The 19,246-nt window shown below is 66.8% G+C and carries 17 protein-coding genes; 3 read left to right on the top strand and 14 right to left on the bottom strand.

The features are described from left to right. Position 1 precedes the first annotated feature (1 nt). On the top strand, positions 2-691 hold the full coding sequence (locus tag QFZ42_RS21205; protein ID WP_307702857.1) for an amino acid ABC transporter permease: 690 nt from the start codon (positions 2-4) through the stop codon (positions 689-691). 38 nt (positions 692-729) lie between these two features. Next, a complete protein-coding gene (locus QFZ42_RS21200) occupies positions 730-1,467 on the top strand; it encodes an amino acid ABC transporter ATP-binding protein (protein ID WP_157616571.1) in 738 nt (245 codons plus the stop codon). Between the two features lie 72 nt (positions 1,468-1,539). On the opposite strand, the gene QFZ42_RS21195 is transcribed toward QFZ42_RS21200, so the two are convergent. From QFZ42_RS21195 to QFZ42_RS21135, 13 genes are all read right to left on the bottom strand, one after another. Next, positions 1,540-2,481, bottom strand: a complete 942-nt coding sequence (locus tag QFZ42_RS21195) for a nucleoside hydrolase (protein ID WP_307702856.1) — start codon at positions 2,479-2,481, stop codon at positions 1,540-1,542. Between the two features lie 59 nt (positions 2,482-2,540). Further along, positions 2,541-3,578, bottom strand: a complete 1,038-nt coding sequence (locus tag QFZ42_RS21190; protein ID WP_307702855.1) for a DctP family TRAP transporter solute-binding subunit — start codon at positions 3,576-3,578, stop codon at positions 2,541-2,543. Positions 3,579-3,979: 401 nt separating this feature from the next. Next, complete coding sequence (locus QFZ42_RS21185) at positions 3,980-5,278, bottom strand: TRAP transporter large permease (RefSeq protein ID WP_307702854.1); 1,299 nt, start codon at positions 5,276-5,278, stop codon at positions 3,980-3,982. Continuing rightward, positions 5,275-5,850 (bottom strand): TRAP transporter small permease, encoded by a 576-nt coding sequence (locus QFZ42_RS21180; protein WP_307702853.1) that lies wholly within the window; start codon positions 5,848-5,850, stop codon positions 5,275-5,277. The genes QFZ42_RS21185 and QFZ42_RS21180 overlap by 4 nt, the downstream gene beginning before the upstream one ends. 117 nt (positions 5,851-5,967) lie before the next feature. Beyond that, positions 5,968-6,966 (bottom strand): Bug family tripartite tricarboxylate transporter substrate binding protein, encoded by a 999-nt coding sequence (locus QFZ42_RS21175; protein ID WP_307702852.1) that lies wholly within the window; start codon positions 6,964-6,966, stop codon positions 5,968-5,970. A 65-nt stretch (positions 6,967-7,031) separates the two neighbouring features. Further along, positions 7,032-8,975 (bottom strand): acyl-CoA synthetase, encoded by a 1,944-nt coding sequence (locus QFZ42_RS21170; RefSeq protein WP_307702851.1) that lies wholly within the window; start codon positions 8,973-8,975, stop codon positions 7,032-7,034. Positions 8,976-9,024: 49 nt separating this feature from the next. After that, a complete protein-coding gene (locus QFZ42_RS21165) occupies positions 9,025-10,023 on the bottom strand; it encodes a Bug family tripartite tricarboxylate transporter substrate binding protein (protein WP_307702850.1) in 999 nt (332 codons plus the stop codon). Between the two features lie 35 nt (positions 10,024-10,058). Then, positions 10,059-11,267, bottom strand: a complete 1,209-nt coding sequence (locus QFZ42_RS21160; protein WP_307702849.1) for a CaiB/BaiF CoA transferase family protein — start codon at positions 11,265-11,267, stop codon at positions 10,059-10,061. 80 nt (positions 11,268-11,347) lie between these two features. Beyond that, positions 11,348-12,160, bottom strand: coding sequence for an oxepin-CoA hydrolase, alternative type (locus tag QFZ42_RS21155; protein ID WP_307702848.1), 813 nt, complete (start codon positions 12,158-12,160; stop codon positions 11,348-11,350). Then, a complete protein-coding gene (locus QFZ42_RS21150; RefSeq protein ID WP_307702847.1) occupies positions 12,157-13,311 on the bottom strand; it encodes an acyl-CoA dehydrogenase family protein in 1,155 nt (384 codons plus the stop codon). Before QFZ42_RS21150 ends, QFZ42_RS21155 begins: the two co-directional genes overlap by 4 nt. Before the next feature lie 12 nt (positions 13,312-13,323). Then, the gene (locus tag QFZ42_RS21145; RefSeq protein ID WP_307702846.1) at positions 13,324-14,532 is read right to left on the bottom strand and encodes an acyl-CoA dehydrogenase family protein; all 1,209 of its coding nucleotides are present in this window, start codon (positions 14,530-14,532) and stop codon (positions 13,324-13,326) included. A 10-nt stretch (positions 14,533-14,542) separates the two neighbouring features. After that, entirely contained in the window at positions 14,543-15,733 is a 1,191-nt protein-coding gene (locus QFZ42_RS21140) for an acetyl-CoA C-acyltransferase (RefSeq protein WP_307702845.1), read from the bottom strand. Positions 15,734-15,807: 74 nt separating this feature from the next. Further along, on the bottom strand, positions 15,808-17,949 hold the full coding sequence (locus QFZ42_RS21135) for a 3-hydroxyacyl-CoA dehydrogenase NAD-binding domain-containing protein (protein WP_307702844.1): 2,142 nt from the start codon (positions 17,947-17,949) through the stop codon (positions 15,808-15,810). A gap of 153 nt (positions 17,950-18,102) precedes the next feature. On the opposite strand from QFZ42_RS21135, the gene QFZ42_RS21130 reads away from it, so the two are divergent. Then, positions 18,103-19,035 carry a LysR family transcriptional regulator gene (locus tag QFZ42_RS21130; protein ID WP_307702843.1) on the top strand — a complete coding sequence of 311 codons (933 nt, stop codon included), beginning with the start codon at positions 18,103-18,105 and terminating at the stop codon, positions 19,033-19,035. On the opposite strand, the gene QFZ42_RS21125 is transcribed toward QFZ42_RS21130, so the two are convergent. After that, positions 19,020-19,244 (bottom strand): hypothetical protein, encoded by a 225-nt coding sequence (locus QFZ42_RS21125; protein WP_307702842.1) that lies wholly within the window; start codon positions 19,242-19,244, stop codon positions 19,020-19,022. The genes QFZ42_RS21130 and QFZ42_RS21125 overlap by 16 nt on opposite strands. Between the last annotated feature and the right edge of the window lie 2 nt (positions 19,245-19,246).

Here is a 19,246-nt window from a genome sequence, read left to right as displayed (position 1 = left end):
CATGATGAATCTCGACCTGTCGTTCTACAACTGGGACGTCATCAGCAACTTCGTCGTCAAGGGCTTCTACTTCAGCATCATGCTGACGATCGTCGCCACCATCGGCGGCGTGCTCTTCGGCACCGTGCTGGCGCTCATGCGGCTGTCGGGCAAGAAATGGCTCGACACGCCCGCGGCCATCTACGTCAACGGCATGCGCAGCATTCCGCTGGTGATGGTGATCCTGTGGTTCTTCCTCTTGGTGCCGGCTTCGTTCTACGCGGCCTTCGGCTCCATCGGCTCGAACTACCGCTCGGAAATCTCGGCCGTGATCACCTTCATCGCGTTCGAGGCGGCCTACTTCAGCGAGATCATGCGCGCGGGCATCCAGTCGATTCCGCGCGGCCAGGTGAATGCGGGCCAGGCGGTCGGCATGACCTACGGCCAGAACATGCGCCTGATCGTGCTGCCCCAGGCCTTCCGCAACATGCTGCCGGTGCTGCTCACGCAGACCATCATCCTGTTCCAGGACACCTCGCTGGTGTATGCCATCGGCGCCTATGACATGCTCAAGGGCTTCGAGACCGCCGGCAAGAACTTCGGCCGCCCGATCGAGGCTTACCTGCTCGCGGCCGTCGTTTACTTCATCATGTGCTACGCCCTTTCTTGGCTGGTCAAGCGCCTGCACAAGAAGATCGCCATCATTCGCTAGCCAGTGGCTGAACCGGAGAGAAAGAAATGTCCGAAAAAATGATTGAAATCAAGAACGTCTCCAAGTGGTATGGCCCGGTGCAGGTGCTCAACGATTGTTCGGTGAGCATCTCCAAGGGCGACGTGGTGGTGGTGTGCGGGCCGTCGGGCTCGGGCAAGTCCACGCTCATCAAGACCGTGAACGCGCTCGAGCCCTTCCAGAAGGGCGAGATCACGGTCAATGGCATTCCGCTGCACGACCCCAAGACCAACCTGCCCAAGCTGCGCTCCAAGGTCGGCATGGTGTTTCAGCACTTCGAACTGTTCCCGCACCTGTCGGTGACCGAGAACCTCACGATCGCCCAGATCAAGGTGCTGGGCCGCAGCCCCGACGAAGCCAAGACCCGTGGCCTCAAGATGCTCGACCGCGTGGGCCTGATGGCGCACAAGGACAAGTTCCCGGGCCAGCTCTCGGGCGGCCAGCAGCAGCGCGTGGCGATTGCCCGTGCGCTCAGCATGGACCCGATCGTGATGCTGTTCGACGAACCCACGTCGGCGCTCGACCCCGAAATGGTCGGCGAAGTGCTCGACGTGATGGTGAGCCTCGCCAGGGACGGCATGACCATGATGGTGGTCACGCACGAAATGGCCTTTGCCCGCAAGGTGGCCAGCCGCGTGATCTTCATCGACGTGGGCGGCAAGATCCTCGAAGACTGCCCGAAGGACGAGTTCTTCAGCCACCCTGAAAACCGTCAGCCGCGCACGAAGGATTTCTTGAACAAGATTCTGCAGCACTGACCCTTTCGCTGCGGCACAAAAAGCAAAAGCCACGCTGTTCGCAGCGTGGCTTTTTTTATTTGCGCCTGGGCTTTATGGCAGCCGCGCGATGTGTTCGGTCAGCAGATCGAAGAAACCCTGCGCATCGCCCTCGACGATCCAGTTCGCGTTGGCAGGGCGGTTCAAGCTGCCATACCAGTCGGCCGCCGTCTGGCCGAAGCCCATGCCTTCGCGGCTGTCGACTTCGACGTTGATCAGCTTGCCCTTGAAGAGCGAAGGCTGCAGCAGATAGGCGATGACCGTGGCATCGTGCACCGGCCCGCCGGCCATGTCGTAGTGCTGCATCTCCTGCGGAGCGTAGGCGTCGAGGATGTCGGCCACGATCAGGCCCGCTTGGTTGCCGAGGCCGCGCAGCCGCGCAATGCGCTCGGGGCTCGTGAGAATCTTGTGCGTCACGTCGAGTGGCAGCAGGGTCGTCGGCACGCCGCTCTTCAGCACGGCCTCGGCCGCATGCGGGTCGGCGAACACGTTGAACTCTGCCGTCGGCGTGATGTTGCCGCCGTTGAAATGCGCCCCGGCCATGAGCACCAGCCCGCGCAAGCCGCGCACGATGTCGGGAGCTTGCCCGAGCGCGAGCGCCAGGTTGGTTTGCGGGCCGAGCATGGCGAGCGTCACGCTCTTTTCAGGTGCCGCGCGCAGCGTGCGAATGAGGTAATCGACCGCGTGCCCTTCGGCCAGCGGCGCAGCCGGCTCGTGCACCTTCACGCCGGTGATGCCTTCGCGGCCATGGATGTTGGTCGCGTAAATCGGCGTGCGCTGCAAAGGGCGCTCGGCGCCGACATACACCGGAATGTCCGGCCGCCCGGCCCATTCGCAGGCGAGGCGCGCGTTGCGCGATGTCTTTGAAAGCGGAACGTTGCCGGCCACCGTGGTCAGCGCCTGAAGCTTCAGCGTCTCAGGCGCCGCCATGGCAAACAGCAGCGCGATCACATCGTCCGCGCCGGGGTCCGTATCGATGATTAGGGTGTGCGGCATCGCCCCATTGTCGCGGCCACCCTGGAAAAACGATGCCGGCTTTTGCTTTGCTGGCTTGATTACTTCTTGCGTGCGGCAATGGCCTTCTCGGCCGTTGCCACCAGATCGGCGCCGACCGTGGTCTTCCACTTGTCGTACACCGGACGGGTGGCCTTCACGAAGGCTTCGCGCTCGGCGGGCGTGAGACTGGTCACCGTCACGCCCATGGCGGCGATGTCCTTGAGCACCGGCTTATCGGCTTCCACGAGGCCCTTGCGCGCAATGGCGATTTCCTGTTTGCCGGCATCGACAGCCGCTTGGCGCACGATGGCCTGGTCGGCCGGCGTCCACGAGGCCCAGATTTCCTTGTTGACCACGAACACCAACGGGTCGGCGACGTAGCCCCAGGTGGTCACGAACTTCTGGCCCACGTTCTGCATCTTGAGCACGGTGAACAGGAACAGCGGGTTCTCCTGTCCATCGACCGCGCCGCTGGCGAGCGCGGGCTGTGCGTCGGCCCAGCTCATCTGCGTCGGGTTGGCGCCGAGCGCGGTGAACATGTCGGAATAGATCGGCGAGCCGACCACGCGGATCTTCATGCCCTTGAGGTCTTCAGGCGATTTGATCGGCTTCTTCGAATTGGTGATTTCGCGGTAGCCGTTCTCGCCCCAGGCGAGCGGCACCACGCCGGACTTGTCGAGCGTCTTGAAGATTTCCTTGCCCACGTCGCCTTGGGTGAGCGCGTCGATGGCCGCATAGTCGGGCATCAGGAAGGGCATGGAGAAGAGGTTGAGCTGCTTCACTTGCGGCGACCAGTTGATGGTCGAGCCCACGGCCATGTCGATCACGCCTTGGCGCAGCGCGCTGAACTCGCGCGTCTGGTCGCCCTGGATCAGCGAGACGCCGGGGTACAGCTTGATGTTGATGCGGCCCTGGGTGCGCTCCTTCACGAGATCGGCCCAGAGCTTTCCGGCCTGGCCCCAGGGGGTGGGCGGGCCGAGCACCAGGGACATCTTGTATTCGGGTTTGTAGGCGGCCTGCGCCATGGCACCGGTCGAGAACATGCCCAGGGCGGTGGCTACGGCGGCAAGGCCCAGAAGGGTGCGGCGGAATTTCATAAGAGGTCTCCTTGTTTTCTGAACACAACTAAGCGATGGATGTTTTCGGGAACGGTACTGAGGCGGGGATGTTCGGGGCGCTGCTTTTCAGGACGCTGTTGTTCAGGGCGCTTTTTTTCAGGGCGCGTGCAAAGGCCACCGGGTACTCCCCTCCGCGAATGTCCCCCGGGCTTCGCCCTCCTCCTTGATTTCGCTGCGGGGAGCACCCGATGCCCTGTGCACACCGGGCGCTGCGCTTGTTCCGTGCGATCAACGACCGCTCTGTGCAACGGTCACGTCGATGGGGTGCCTTGCGCAGCGAAATCAAGGGGGAGGCCGCAGGCCGGAGGACATTCGCGGAGCAAGGTACCCCGTCGGCGGGAGCGTGCCCCGAACAAAACGCCACAACGCACAGCCCCATCTCAATACCCCAGCTTCCGAGGAAGCCACAGCGCGAGTTCGGGGAACGCGATGACCAGCACCATCACCACGAACATCGAGAACAGCATCCAGCCGACCCAGCGCACGGTTTCTTCCATGCGCACCTTGGCGATGCGGCACGACACCATCAGGTTGACCGCGAGCGGCGGCGTGAATTGGCCAAGCGCCACCTTCAGCGTGAGGATGACGCCGAACCAGACCGGGTCCCACTTGTAGTACTGCACGATGGGCAGCAGCAGCGGCACGAAGATCAGGAAGATCGATACGCCGTCGAGGAACATGCCGACCGTGATCAGCAACAGGATCAATAGCGCGAGGATGCCGTATTCGCCGAGGCCCGAATTCACGATGGCCCGCGTGACCGGGTCGATGATGCCCAGCGTCGAGAGCGAGTACGCGAAGATGCCCGCGAGCGACACCACCAGCAGGATCACCGCCGAGAGCTCGCCCGATTCGCGCAAGATCACGAACAGGTCGCGCACCTTGATGGTCCGGTGGATGCACATGCCCACGAAGAGGCCGTAGAACACCGCCACCACCGCAGCTTCCGTCGGCGTGAACCAGCCCGCGCGCATGCCGCCCAAAATGAGCACCGGTGCCGCCAGGCCCCAGATCGCTTCGCGAAAACTTTTCCAGAACGGCGGGCGCGGCAGCGTCGATTCGAGTGCACCCATCTTGTGCTTGCGGGCCAGCAGCACGGCCGGAATCATCAGCGCCAGGCCGGCCATCACGCCCGGGATCATGCCGGCCGCGAACAGCGCCGGCACCGAGGCGCCGGGCACCAGCACCGAATACACGATGAACGCGACCGACGGCGGAATCAGGATGTCGGTGGCCGCCGCAGCGCCCACCACACTGGCCGAGAACGCGGCGGGGTAGCCGGCGCGCGACATGGCCGCGATCATTACTGCGCCCACTGCTGCGGCATTGGCGGGGCCGGAGCCCGAGATGCCGCCGAGGAACATCGCCACCGCAATCGCCACCAGCGGCAGCATGCCGGGGCCGCGCCCGACGATGGCGACCGCAAAGTTCACGAGCCGCAACGCCACGCCCGAGCGGTCGAAGATGGAGCCCACCAGCACGAACATCGGAATGGCCAGCAGCGGGTACTTGCCGAGGCCCGCATAGAAGTTCTGCGGCACGGCCAAGAGGCCGAACCACTGGGCGTCGCTGTTGGCCAGTGCAATGCACGCGGCGCCGGCCAAGCCGAGGGCCGCGCCGATCGGCACGCCGACCAGCATCATCAGCACGAAGGCGACGAAGAGCAGCGTCGCGATCATGGCTTCTCGCTCTTCGGCGCGTCGGAGGCGTAGTTGGTCTTGCGGCCGCGCCGCACCATGAGGCCGATGGCGCGCCCCGCGATGGCGAACGACACGATCGGCAGCCACATCGAATACCACCAGGCCGGAAGGCCGATGCCGGGCGTGGTTTCGTCGAAGCGGTAGTCGTCCCACACCATGCGGATGCTGAGCGTGCCGATCAGCGTGAACAGAATGGCGATCATCAGTGCGCCGAACTGCGCCAGCCGCTTGCGCCGCGCCATCGAACCGCTCTCGGAGAAGTACTCGATGCGGATGTGCCGGTCGCGCGCCACGGCGGCCGAGCCGGCCACCAGCGCCAGCATGATCATGAGGAACACCGAGAACTCTTCCGTCCACGCGAACGACGAGTCGGTGAAATAGCGCACCAGCACGTTGGCGAAGGTAATGAGCGCCAGCGCGCCCATGATGATGACCGTGAGCCAGTCTTCGATGGCGAGCGGCACCTTGGTGGGCTCGTCGGCGGCTTCGATGTCTGGGGGGAGGGGGCTGGCGGCGTCCAGCAGGGGGCCGGACTCGTTGGGAGTGGTCATCGAGAGGGAGAGGGAAAGCAGCCATGGATGGTAACGATCCATGACCATCCGTTCATTGGGGTTTTCCTAAGCTGCAGCGCCGTTCCGCACCCCCTTTGCGGCCCTCTCGAAAACAGGCTACTCGAGCTTGGCGCCCGAATCCTTGATCAGGCGCTCCCAGATTGGACTTTCCTTCTTGTATTCGGCGGCAAAGGCCTCGGGCGAGCTCTCCTTCAGGTCGAAGCCCATGGCCGCCACGCGCGCCTGCACGTCGGGCTGGCGCGTGGCCTTGCCCACTTCCTCGGCAATGCGCTGCACGATCGGCTTGGGCGTGCCGGCCGGCATGGCAATGGCGAGCCAGCCCGCCACGCGATAGGCCTCGTCGCCCAGCCCCTGCTCGGCCAGCGTCGGCACGTCGGGCAGCGTGGCCATGCGGCGCTCGCCGCTCACGCCGATGGCCTTGAGCTTGCCCGCCTCGATGTGCGGTTTGGCCACCAGTGCGCTGGCAAAGGCCATCTGGATCTGGCCGCCGATCAGGTCCTGCAGCATCGGCGCCTCGCCCTTGTAGGCCACATGGTTCATCTCGGCCTTCTGCGTAAGGCTCATGTGCGCGCCGGCCAGGTGCGGATACGCGCCCACGCCGTACGAGCCGTAGGCCACCTTGCCCTTGTTGGCCGCCACGTACTTCAAGAGCTCCGGCCCGTTCTTCACCGGCACGCTCGGATGCACCACCAGCACCAGCGGCGCGACGGCGATCTGGTAGACCAGCGTGAGGTCGCGCTGCGTGTCGTAGGGCAGCTTCTGGTAGAGGAACTGGTTGGTCAAGAGCGAATTGCTCAGCGCCAGCACCAGCGTGTAGCCGTCGGGCGGCGCCTTGGCCACGGCGTCGGTGCCGATGATGCCGGCGGCGCCGGGCTTGTTGTCGATGATGACCGGCTGGCCCAGCCCGGCCGCCATCTTCTCGCCGATCACGCGGGCCAGCACGTCGGTGGCACCGCCCGCGGCAAAGGGCACCACCATGCGGATCGGCTTGCTCGGATAGGTCTGCGCCCAGCCGGAGGTGGCGGCCGTGAGCGCGAGCGCTGCCATGGCCAAGCAGTGCAGGGCGCGGCGGGTGGTGAATGTGGCGTTGTTCATGTTCTCGATGTCTCCGATGGTTTATTTGTTTTTTGTGTGCGTGCCGCCCGCCGGCCGGTGCCCGGCTATTCCGAGCGCACCCGGGTCCTGAACGGCAGTGGCGCAAGCGCCGCTTCGATCCGCTGCTGCAGCGGCGCTGCAAGCGCGCCCACGGCGGCGGCATCGATGCGCACCTGCACCAGGCTCTCGCCCTCGTGGCCGACGCGCGGCCTGGCGGCTGCGTCCAAGCCCAGTTCGGTGCAGACCTGCTCGACGGCGGCCGCCACCACGCGGCTGGCCGCCAAGGCGCGCAGCTCGGGCTTGTAGATCTTGCCGACGTTGGTCATCGGCATGGTCTCGATGACGATCACCGACTTGGGCTTGGCCGGCGCTTCATCGACCCGTGCGGCGGTGAAGGCCAGCAGTTCGTCTTCGGTCGCCGATGCGCCCGGCACCAGCGTGGCGAACACCACCGGCAGTTCGCCCGCGTACGCATCGGGCGCACCCACGGCCGCGCACAGCTGCACCGCGGGATGCGCGCCCAGCGCGTCCTCGATCACCTTGGGATCGATGTTGTGGCCGCTGCGGATGATCAGGTCCTTCGACCGCCCGCTCAGGTTGAGCCGCCCTTCGCCGTCGATCCAGCCCAGGTCGCCGGTCGCAAGCCAGCCGTCGGCGGTGAAGGCCTTGGCGTTGTCCGCCGGGTCGACGAAACCCGAGAACAGGTTGGGCGACTTGAACAGCACCATGCCCTGCTCGCCGGGCGGCAGTTCGCGATCGCTGGCATTGCCGTTTTCGTCGAGCGCCACGATGCGCATCTGCATATACGGAAGTGGAAAGCCGACGCAGCCCGCGGGCCCGTCCACACCCGGCGGCGTGATGGTCGAGATGCCCGCCATCTCGGTCATGCCCAGGCTCTCGTGCACATGCAGGCCGAACAGCCGCTCGAAGCGCGCCGCCAGTTCCGGCGAGAGCACGGCGGCGCCCGTGCGGCAGTAGCCAATCGATGAAATGTCGGCCCCGTCCAGCGGCACGTTCGCCAACGCGGCCAGCACTGTGGGCACGGCCGAGAGCGAGGTCGGCCGGTACTTTTCGACCAGCTTCCAGTAATTGGCAAGCACCTCCTTGTTGCGCAGCAGCGAGGTCGTCGGAATGATCACCTCCACCCCGGCCGAGAGCGACGCCAGCGAGGCCGGCAGCACACCCGCCACGTGGAACAGCGGATAGCCGTTGATCGAGATGCCCTGCTCGTTCATGCCCGCGACCTGCACGCTGGCCCAGGCGGTGAATACCTGCGCGCCGTGGCTGTGGCGCGCGAGCTTCGGGGCGCCCGTGGTGCCGCCGGTGTGGAAGTAGGCGGCGATGTCGGTGGGTGCGATGTCGCGGCCGCTCACGAGATGGTCCGAAGGCTGCGCCGCGCGCAGTGCATCGAAGTCGGCGACGCCTTCGGGCAATGCGCCCGCGGTGCCCGGCGCCTCGTCATGCGGCGCCACGCGCAGCACGGTCGTGAGCGTGGGCACCTGGCCGCGCAGGCGCATCGCCTTCGACCACATGCCCGATTCGCTGTCCGAGCCGTAGGCGATCAGCACCTTGGCGCGGCCCGCGGTCATCAGCGCGACCAGCTTCTCGTCGGTGAGCAACGGATTGAGCGGCTGCACGATGCCGGCCGCTTCGCCGCCCCAGAGCGCCAGGTGGTATTCGAGGCAGCCCGGCAGCAGCACCGCCACCGCGTCATGCGGCCGCACGCCCAGCGCATGCAGCATGTTCGCGGTCTGGTGGATGCCCGCGAGCAGCTCGGCGTACGACCAGCGGATCGGCGCGTCGGCCGGGTTGCCGGTGCGAAGGAAGGTGAGCGCCGTCTTTGCGCCGAAGGCTACGCCCGCGTTGCGAAAGATCTCGTAGGTGCTGCGCACCGTCAGCGCCTGCTCCAGCGGCGTTCCTTCGAGCCTGCGGATATCGGCGAGGCTGCGCACCGGGAACAGGGGGCGGAACGGCTCGCCGGCCGCCTTCATCTTCTTGCTGTCTGCCATGCGTGTCTCCTGGATGTTGTCTCTTGCCGGCCGCCTGCGAAGCGCTGTTTTACTGGTTCGTGATCTTGTTGTCGCGAATGACCTTGCCCCAGCGCTCGAAATCCTGGCGCATGCGCGTGCCGGTCTGCTCGGGCGTGCCGTAGGCGGCGAAGGAGCCGACGCTTTCGAGCTTGTCCTGCACTTCCTTGTCGGCCAGCGCCGTCTTCAGTTCGGCGCTCATGCGGTCGACCACGTCCTTGGGCGTGCCCGCCGGCGCCAGCAGGCCGCCCCACGAGGTGGCATCGAAACCCGGGAAGCCCTGTTCGGCCACCGTCTTCACGTCGGGCAGCAGGCTCACGCGCTTGCCTGAACCGACTGCGACGGCACGCAGCGTGCCCGAGCGGATGTGCGGCATCACCGCCACCAGGTCCGAGAACATGGCCGGCACCTGCCCGCCGATCAGGTCGGTCACGGCCGGCGCGCTGCCGCGGTAGGGCACGTGCTGCATGTCGAACTTGCCGATGTTCTTGAGCTGCTCGGTCGTCAGGTGGCCGAAGCTGCCGGCGCCCGCGGTCGTGTAGTTGAGCTTGCCGCCCTCGGCCCTGGCCTTCGCGATGAGGCTCTGCAGGCCGGTCACTTCGGGCAGCGATTTCGGATTGACCACCATCACGATCGGCAGGTCGTACACCGTGCCCACCGGCACGAAGCTCTTGAAGATGTCGTAAGGCGTGGGGCCGTACAGGTGCGCGGCCAGCAGCGTCGGCGTGGCCAGCATCACGAAGGTGTAGCCGTCGGGCGCGGCCTTGGCGGCCACCGCCGCGCCGATGGTGCCCGAGGCGCCGCTGCGGTTGTCGATCAGGATGTTCTGCTTCAAGCCCTGCGACATCTTCTGCGCCACGATGCGCGTGGCCACGTCGGTCGGTCCGCCGGGCGGGAAGGGCACGACCACGGTGATCGGCTTGGCCGGCCAGGCTTGCGCGAAGGCGGTGCCGGCCACCAGCGGAAGCGCCAGGGCGATGAGCGCGCGGCGCGCGGGATTGCGAAGGGAGCGGGAGAAAGGAAATGCCATGGACTTGTTCAAGGGACCGGAAGAGAGGGGCGTCTTCAGACGACGCCGTTCGTTTTCAGTTGCGCAAGCCTGTCATCGGACAGGCCAAGCAGGGACTGCAGCACGTCGTGCGTGCCTTCGCCCAGCGTGGGCGGCGCGCTGCGCACCGGCAGGCGCTCGCCGTCGAAACGGTAGGGCGGCGCCAGCACGTTGACCGTGCCGGCCACCGGGTGCGGCTGCGTCGTCACGAGGCCGGCATCGGTCGCGCGCTTGGAATTCAGCGCTTCGAGCAGGCCGAGCACCTCGCCGCAGGGAATGCCCGATTGCGTGAGCTTGGCGAGCAGGTCGGCGCGCTGGCGCTTGGCCAGTTCCGCATGCAGCTCCGGCAGCAGCACCGCGCGGTTTGCCGAACGCAGGATGTTGGTCTTGAAGCGTTCGTCCGCCGCAAGGTCGGGCCGCTCGAGCACATCGGTGCAAAAGCGCGCGAACTGCGCGTTGTTGCCCACGGTGATGACCAGCGGGCCGTCGGCCGCGTCGAACACGCCGTAGGGCACGATCGACGGGTGCGAGTTGCCGTAGCGCGGCGGGTCGTCGCCCATCAGGAGCGCTTCCAGCCCGTAGTAGGCGGTGATCATCAGGCCGCAGTCGAACAGCGCCATCTCGACATGCCGGCCCTTGCCGGTTTTTTCGCGCTGGTAGAGCGCGGCCAGCACGGCTTGGGCCGAATACATGCCGGTGAACAGGTCGACCACCGCCACGCCGAACTTCAAGGGCGGCTGGTTGGCTTCGCCGTTCAGCGCCATCAGGCCAGCTTCGCCCTGCACCACGAGGTCGTAGCCGGGCCGCGCGGCCTCGGGGCCGGTGCGGTCATAGCCCGAAATCGAGCAGTAGATGAGCGCCGGGTTTTCCTTGCTCAACTGTTCGTAACCGAGGCCCAGCTTGTCGATGCCGCCGAACTTGAAGTTCTGGATCACGACGTCGCACTGCTTCGCAAGGTCGCGCGCGATCTGCTGGCCTTCGGGCGTCTGCAGGTCAAGCGTGATCGAACGCTTGTTGCGGTTCACGCTGTTGAAGTAGGCCGTCTCGGTGCTGCCGACACGCAGGCCCCAGTCGCGCGTGTCGTCGCCGCGGCCCGGATGCTCGACCTTGATCACTTCGGCGCCCATGTCGGCCAGCACCATGCCGCACCAGGGGCCCGCGAGGATGCGGGACAGATCGAGAACGCGGACGCCGGCAAGCGGCAGCGAGGAATTCAGCAATGGCATGAGGGCAACTCCCTTGAAACGAGAAAGCCCCGCAGCGTGTGCGAGGCGTGATGGTGAGGCGGTGCGCGGGGCGGGCGGCGTCAGGAGGCTTTCGGCTTCTGGTGGCGCAGCGCGATGAAGTCGGCCGGGCGTTTGCCGAGGAAAGCAGCGATGCCTTCAGCCGCTTCGGCATCAGCCTGCGACTCGACCATGAACACGGCCTCGGCCTCGAGCTGTTCCTCGAGCGTGGCGCGGTGCGCCTGGCGGCACAGCGTCTTGATGCGCGCGCTCGCGCGCTGCGGACCGTTGGCCACCTTGGCCGCGAGCGCAACGGCCTCGGCCAGCGCGGCGCCCTTGTCGGTCAACCGGTTGACCGCGCCCAGCGCATGCAGGCGCTCGGCCGGCATGCGGTCACCCGTCAGGCACATCTCGGTCAGCACCTGGCGCGAGACGAACTCCGAGAGAAAGGCGGTCGCGCCGCCGTCCGGCGTGAGGCCGACCTTGACGTAGGCCACCGTGTAGAAGGCGTCGCGCGCCGACACCAGCATGTCGCAGGCGAGCGCCATCGACAGGCCCGCACCGGCCGCGCCGCCTTCGACGGCCGCGATGACCGGCTTGCCGCAATCGCGAATGGCGCGGATGAGGCCGTTCAGGCCTTCGAGCTTCTCGCGGCGCTCGGAAGCGGGCAACTCGCGGCGCTTGGCCAGCAGGTTCAGGTCACCGCCGGAGCAGAAGAAATCGCCTGCGCCGGTGAAGACGACGGCGCCGACTTCGGGGTCATTCACCGCATCGGTGAGCGCGGCCGAGAGTTCGGCGTACAGCGTCGGCGTGATCGCATTGCGTGCGCCGGGGTTGCTGTTGGTCAGGATGCGGACTGCGCCTTGCTGCGAGATTAGAACCGTCTTGTCCGTCATGCCGCGATCTCCTTGCCGGAATCTTTTCCCAGGGCGATGTAGCGCTGCAGGTGATGGTCTTCGTCACCGAGTTGGTGGTCGATCATCACGAGCCGCTTCGCGTAGTGCGGCAGCGGCAGCTCCCATGTCATGCCGATGCCGCCGTGCATCTGGATGCTTTCTTCCGCGACCAGCGCGCCGATGCGGCCGATGCTGAACTTGGCGGCCGACAGCGCACGCTCGCGCGCCACGCGGTCCGTGCCGTCGATGGCGGCCGCCGCGTTGATCACCGCCGAGCGCGCCTGTTCGATTTCGATCAGCAGGTCGGCCATGCGGTGCTGCAGCGCCTGGAAGCTGCCGATGAGCGTGCCGAACTGCTTGCGCGTGCGCAGGTAATCGAGCGTGGCGGTCTTGGCGGCTTCCATCGCGCCCACGGCCTCGGCGCACAGCGCGAGCACGCCGCGGCCGATGGCGCGCTCCAGCGTCGCAGCGCCTTGGCCTTCGGTGCCGAGCAGTGCGTCGGTACCGAGCTTCACGCCGTCGAACGTGAGTTCAGCCACACGGCCGCCGTCGACGGCGGGGCAGCCGCGCACCGTGAGGCCCGCGGTCTTCGCGGGCACGAGAAACAGCGAGATGCCGGCTTCGTCGTCCACCTTGCCCGAGGTGCGGGCGGAGACCAGGAACAGATCGGCCTGCTCGCCTTGCGGCACGACAGCCTTGGCGCCGTTCAGCACCCAGCCGCCGTCGCTGCGCTCGGCGCGGGTGGTGACGCGCGTGCGTTCGTAGTGCGCATCGGCCTCATCGTGCGCAAAGGCAACGACGGCGGCGCCGTTGATGATCTCGCCGAGCTTTTCTTTCTGCGCATCGCTGCCGGCGGTGACCAGCGCCTCGCCGACCATCACCGCGCCCAGCAGCGGCTCGACCACGAGGCCGCGGCCCAGCGCCTCGAAGACCACGGCAATGTCGAAGCCGCCGCCGCCGAAGCCGCCATCGGCTTCGCTGAACAGCGCACCGATCACCCCGAGTTCGGCGAACTGCTGGAGAATTTCCTTGCTGAATCCGTGCGCCGACTTCGCGATGCGGTCGCGCGCATCGAAGGCGTACTGCTCGGCGATGAAGCGGTTCAGGCTGTCGGCGAGCATGCGCCGGTCTTCGGTATGTTCGAAGTTCATGGCGTTCTCTCCTTACAGGCCCAGGATCATCTTGGAGATGATGTTCTTCTGGATTTCATTGGAGCCGCCGAAAATCGACAGCTTGCGGTTGTTGAAGTAGCGCGCGGCCGCGGCCGATGCATAGCCGGGGCCGAAGCTCTCGCCGTCGTAGCCGTCGTGCAGCGCTTCCTCGACGAAAGGCCGCCCGTAGACTCCCATCGCACGGCGTGCCAGCGACGAGATCTCTTGCCGAATCTCGGTGCCGCGAATCTTCAGCATCGAACTCTCCGCGCCCGGCACGCCGCCGCCGGCCACGGCAGCGATCACCCGCAGGTTGGTCGTCTTCATGTTCTCCAGGTCGATCTCCACGCGCGCCATGCGTGCCGCGAACGCCGGGTCTTCTGCCAGCGGCTTGCCGTTCTTCGTCTGCGTGGCCGCGATGCCCTTGAGCTGTTCGAGCGCCGCCACCGAGAAGCCCACGCCCGCGATGTTGGTGCGTTCGTAGGTCAAGAGGTACTTGGCGCAGGTCCAGCCCTTGTTCTCTTCACCGACGAGGTTTTCGGCCGGCACGCGCACGTCCGAGAAGAACACCTCGTTCACCTCATGCTCGCCGTCGAGCGTGATGATCGGGCGCACTTCCACACCGGGCGAGGTCATGTCGATCAGGAGGAAGCTGATGCCCTCCTGCTTCTTCGCTTCGCGGTTGGTGCGCACCAGGCAAAAGATCATGTTGGCGTGCTGGCCCAGCGTGGTCCAGGTCTTCTGGCCGTTCACGATGTAGTGGTCGCCCTCGGAGTCGATGCCGCGCACGGCCGAGGTCTTCACCGCCGCGAGGTCGGAGCCCGCGCCGGGTTCCGAATAGCCCTGGCACCACCAGTCAGTGCCGTCGAGGATGCGCGGCAGCCAATGGCGCTTCTGCGCCTCGTTGCCGTACTTGATGAGCACCGGCCCCAGCATGTTCACGCCGAAAGGCACGATGCGCGGCGCGAAGGCCAGCGCGCATTCATGTTCGAAGATGAACTTCTCCACCGCCGTCCAGCCTGGGCCGCCGTACTGCTCGGGCCAGTGGTTGGCGAGCCAGCCGCGCTCGTTGAGGATGGCGAGCCATTCCTCCATGTCGGCCTTGGCGAGGATCATGCCGCCGCTCACCTTGGCCGAGAGGCGCGCGGGCAGCTTGTCGGCGAGGAAGGCGCGCACTTCGGCGCGGAAGGCTTCTTCTTCGGGAGTGAAGTTCAGGTCCATCGCTCGCTCCTCAATAAATTTCGAACAGGCCGGCCGCGCCCATGCCGCCAGCGATGCACATCGTGACCACCGCGTACTTCGCGCCGCGGCGCTTGCCCTCGATGAGCGCATGGCCCGCGAGGCGCGCGCCGGTCATGCCGAACGGATGGCCGATGGAGATCGCGCCGCCGTTCACGTTGAGCCGCTCCGACGGAATGCCCAGCTTGTCCTGGCAATAGATCGACTGCGAGGCGAAGGCCTCGTTGAGTTCCCACAGGCCGATGTCCTCGACCTTGAGGCCGTGGCGCGCGAGCAGCTTGGGCACCGCGAACACGGGGCCGATGCCCATTTCGTCGGGTTCGCAGCCGGCCACCGCGAGGCCGCGGAAGGCCCCCATCGGCTTGACGTTGGCGCGTTCCGCGTCCCTGGCTTCCATCAGCACGCAGGCCGAGGCACCGTCGGACAGCTGCGAGGCGTTGCCGGCGGTGATGAACTGGTCTTCGCCCATCACCGGCTTGAGCTTGGCGAGCGCCTCGTAGGTCGTGCCGCGGCGGTTGCAGTTGTCTTCCGTGGCGGTGACTTCGCGGTAGGTGACTTCCTTCGTGTCCTTGTCGGTCACGGATATCGTGGTGGTGCAGGCGACGATCTCGTCCTTGTATCGCCCGGCCAGTTGGGCTTCTTCGGTCTTGCGCTGGCTCTCGGCGGAGAAGCGGTCTTGCGCCTCGCGGCTGATGCCGTAGCGCCTGGCGACGATGTCGGCGGTCTCGATCATCGCCATGTAGAGCGCGGGCTTGTGCTCGACGATCCACGGGTCCAGCGTGAGGTCGCCGCCGTCCCCGGGGCTGCGGCCGCGGATCTGCGAAATGCTTTCGACGCCGCCCGCGATCATGGCCGGCGCGCCGTCCACCACGATGCGGCCCGCGGCCATCGCAATCGCCTGCAGGCCCGAGGCGCAGAAGCGGTTCACCGTGGTGCCGGCAATCGAGATCGGCAGGCCGGCGCGGATGATGCTCTGGCGCGCGATGTTGCGGCCGGTGGTGCCTTCGGGGTAGCCGCAGCCGAGGATCGCGTCCTCGATCAGCGCAGGGTCGAGGCCCGAGCGCTCGACCGCGGCCTTCACCGCAAAGGCCGCGAGCGTCGGGCCGGGGGTGATGTTGAACTCGCCGCGGTGCGCCTTGGTGAGCGGGGTGCGGGCGGTGGAAACGATGACGGCTTCGCGCATGGGGAGGGTTCCTTAGTCAGTTGAGGACAGAGCAAAAACTGCTGCGCAGTTTCTTGGTCTGTCCCGCAAGGTTTTCAGTTTTGATTGAGGCTCGCGAAATCGGCGCCGCGTTCGGCCAGCTCCACCAGCAGCGGCGAAGGCTTCCAGAAGATCGGGTCTTCCTTCGCGAACTCGCGGATGTCGGCCAGCACCTTGGGCAGGCCCACGGTGTCGGCGTACTTCATCGGGCCGCCGCGGTGGCGCGGGAAGCCGTAGCCGTAGAGAAAGGTCACGTCCACGTCGAGCGGGCGCAGCGCGATGCGCTGGAGCACGACGTTGGCGCCTTCGTTGACCATCGCGGCCATGTAGCGGCGCATGATTTCTTCTTCGGTGAAGGCCCGCGGCTTGATGCCCGCGCGCTCGCGCTCGGTGTCGATGATCGCCAGCACTTCGGGGTCGGGCACGCCGGTGCGCGCGCCTTCGGGGTACAGGTAGTAGCCGCGCTGCGTCTTCTGGCCGAACCAGCCGCGTTCGCAGATGCGGTCGGCAATCTGCACGTAGCGCGCCTGCGGGTCTCGCGTGGCCGCCTTGCGCTTGCGCGTGGCCCAGCCGATGTCGCCGCCCGCGAGGTCCGACACCTGGAACGGGCCCATCGGGTAGCCGAAGTTGCGCACCGCTTCGTCGATCTGGTAGGGCGAGGCGCCGTCTTCCATCATGTGGTCGGCGGCCTGGCGGTACACCGCGAGGATGCGGTTGCCGATGAAGCCGTCGCACACGCCGGCGCGCACCGGCACCTTCTTGAGTTTCTTCGCCAGCTCGAAGCCGGTGGCGACCACGTCGGCACTCACCTTGGCGGGCACCACGATCTCGAGCAGCTTCATGATGTTGGCCGGCGAGAAGAAGTGCAGGCCCACCACGTCCTGCGGACGCGAGATGCTGGCGGCGATCTCGTCGATGTCGAGGTACGAGGTGTTGGTGGCGAGCACCGCGCCGCGCTTGCACACGCGGTCGAGCTCGGCGAACACGGCCTTCTTCACGCCCATGTCCTCGAACACTGCTTCGACCACGATGTCGGCCTGCGCGAGCGCGTCGTAGCTCGTCGAGCCCGAGAAGCGCGCCATGACCGCTGCCTTGGCCTCGGGCGTCATGCGGCCCTTCTGGATGAGCCCGTCGTATACCTTCTCGACATGCTGGCGGCCGCGCGCGAGGCTGGGCTCGTCGCGCTCGATCATGGTCACGGGCAGGCCCGCGTCGAGCATGGCCACCGCGATGCCCGCGCCCATGGTGCCGCCGCCGACGATGCCGGCGGATTCGAGCTTGCGCGAGCTGGCGGACTTGGTCTCGGGCGCCTTCAGCACTTCGCGCTCGGCGAAGAAGGCGTGGATCAGGCCGGCGCGCTGCGGACTGTCGATGCACTGCAGGAACAGCTTGCGCTCCAGCGCCATGCCTTCGTCGAAAGGCAGCGTGAGCGCGCCCTCGACGGCTTCGATGATCTTCATCGGCGAGAACAGGCCGCGGCTCTTCTTGGCGGTGTCGATGCGCGCGGCTTCGAGGGCGGCGCGGCTGGCTTCGGTGTCCGCCAAGCCGGCGGCTTCGCGCGTGCGGCGCACCGGGGCCTGGGCGGCGATGAGTTCATTCGCATAGGCGAGGCCTTCGGCGCGCGCGTCGGCTTCGGTGCCGAGGCGGTCGATGAGGCCGAGCGACAGCGCTTCCTTCGCGCCCGCATGGCGGCCGCTCAGCATCAGTTCGAGCGCGGGCTTCACGCCGATCAGGCGCGGTGCGCGCTGCGTGCCGCCCGAGCCGGGCAAAAGGCCGAGCGCCACTTCGGGCAGGCCCAGCTTGGCGGTGGGGGAAGCCAGGCGGTAGTGCGCCGACAGCGCCACTTCGAGCCCGCCGCCGAGGGCTGCGCCATGAACGGCGGCGACCACCGGCTTCGTGCAATTCTCGATCTTCAGGCACACCTCGGGCAGCGAAGGCGGCTGCGGCGTCTTGCCGAACTCGCGGATGTCCGCGCCCGCGATGAAGTTGCGGCCCGCGCCGACGATCAGCACCGCGGCGGCGCCGCTGTCGGCCTCGGCCGCCTCGATGGCCGCGACGAGTCCGCGGCGCACCTCCACGCCCAGGGCGTTGACGGGCGGGCTGTCGATGGTCACCACGAACACTTCGCCTTGACGCGCGTAGGTGACGGGAGCGGAAGACGTGGAAGACGTGGAATTGCCGGGAGTTGTGGTGGCCATGTGCTTGTCTTGTCTCTTGCGTGGCGGGCCCTGCAAATGCGAGGGGCCCGAGGCTCTTGGGGGTGAACCCCGCATTCTTCGCCCGTGCCGGCGCTTTGACAATTGCATAGATCATTGACAGACTGTCAAAGAATTTTTGACACAATCCGCTGCATGGACCTCCAATCGCTGACCCTGCTGGTGGAAATCCTCGACGCCGGCAACCTGAGCGCGGCCGCGCGCCGGCTCAAGATGAGCCGCGCCAATGTCAGCTACCACCTGAACCAGCTCGAGCGCTCGGTCGGCGCGCAGCTGGTGCGCCGCACCACGCGCCGCGCCGAGCCCACCGAGATCGGCCTGCGCCTGTACCAGCACGGCGTGGCCATCCAGACCGAGCTGCTGGCCGCGAGGGAATCGGTCACTACGCTGGGCCAGGGCCTGCAGGGCCGCGTGCGCCTGAGCGTGCCCAGCGGCTACGGCCAGCTTGTCATGGCCGGTTGGCTGATCGACTTCAAGCGGCTGTACCCCGGCATCGTGCTGGACGTGGTGTTCGAGAACCGCATCGAAGACCTGCTGCGCGACGAGGTCGACATTGCGATTCGCGTGGTGCCCGAACCGCCGCAGAACCTGGTGGCGCGCGACCTGGGGCCGGTGCGCTACGTGGCCTGCGCCTCACGAGACTACGCGGAAAAGCATCCGCTGCCCACGCAGCTCGACGAACTGCAGGGAGCGCCCGTGGTCACGGCCGCCGTCATCGGCCGGCAGCTGCGCGTGTCGGCCTACCAGGGCGAGAATCTGGGAGAGGTGCGGCGCGAGGTGATCCTGGAGCCGACCTTGATCTCGGAAAACTTCCTGTTCCTGCGCCAGGCCATCCTCGCCGGCCTGGGCATCGGCCTCGTCCCCGACTACGTGGTGCAGGAGGACGTGCGCAAGGGTGATGTGGTGACCACCCTCGACGACTGGCGCCTTTCGATCTTCGGCACGCAGATGTTCATGCTCTACATGCCCAACCGGCAGCACACGCGGGCCATCCGCACCTTCATCGACTTCATCCTGGAGCGGGTTCGGCCGGCCGGCGCGGAACCGGCCGATCAGTCGCAGCGGTAAGTGACTTCGCCGACCGGGGGCCGCGAGCCCTTGGGGTCGAGATAGCGCATCGGAGCCCCGAAATTGCGGCAATAGGCCTCGGCGTCCTGCGGGCTGGGCGACTTGAACACGCCGTCGCCCAAACGGATGACGCGGGGCGCGGGCCCCGATGCGCATCCCGCGGCAAGGGCGACCGGAACGAGCAGGAAAAGGATAAGAGAGCGTCGCATCG

It is taken from the genome of Variovorax paradoxus (assembly GCF_030815855.1).
Lineage (GTDB): Bacteria > Pseudomonadota > Gammaproteobacteria > Burkholderiales > Burkholderiaceae_C > Variovorax > Variovorax paradoxus_M.
This window is presented reverse-complemented; position numbering and strand designations above follow the sequence as displayed.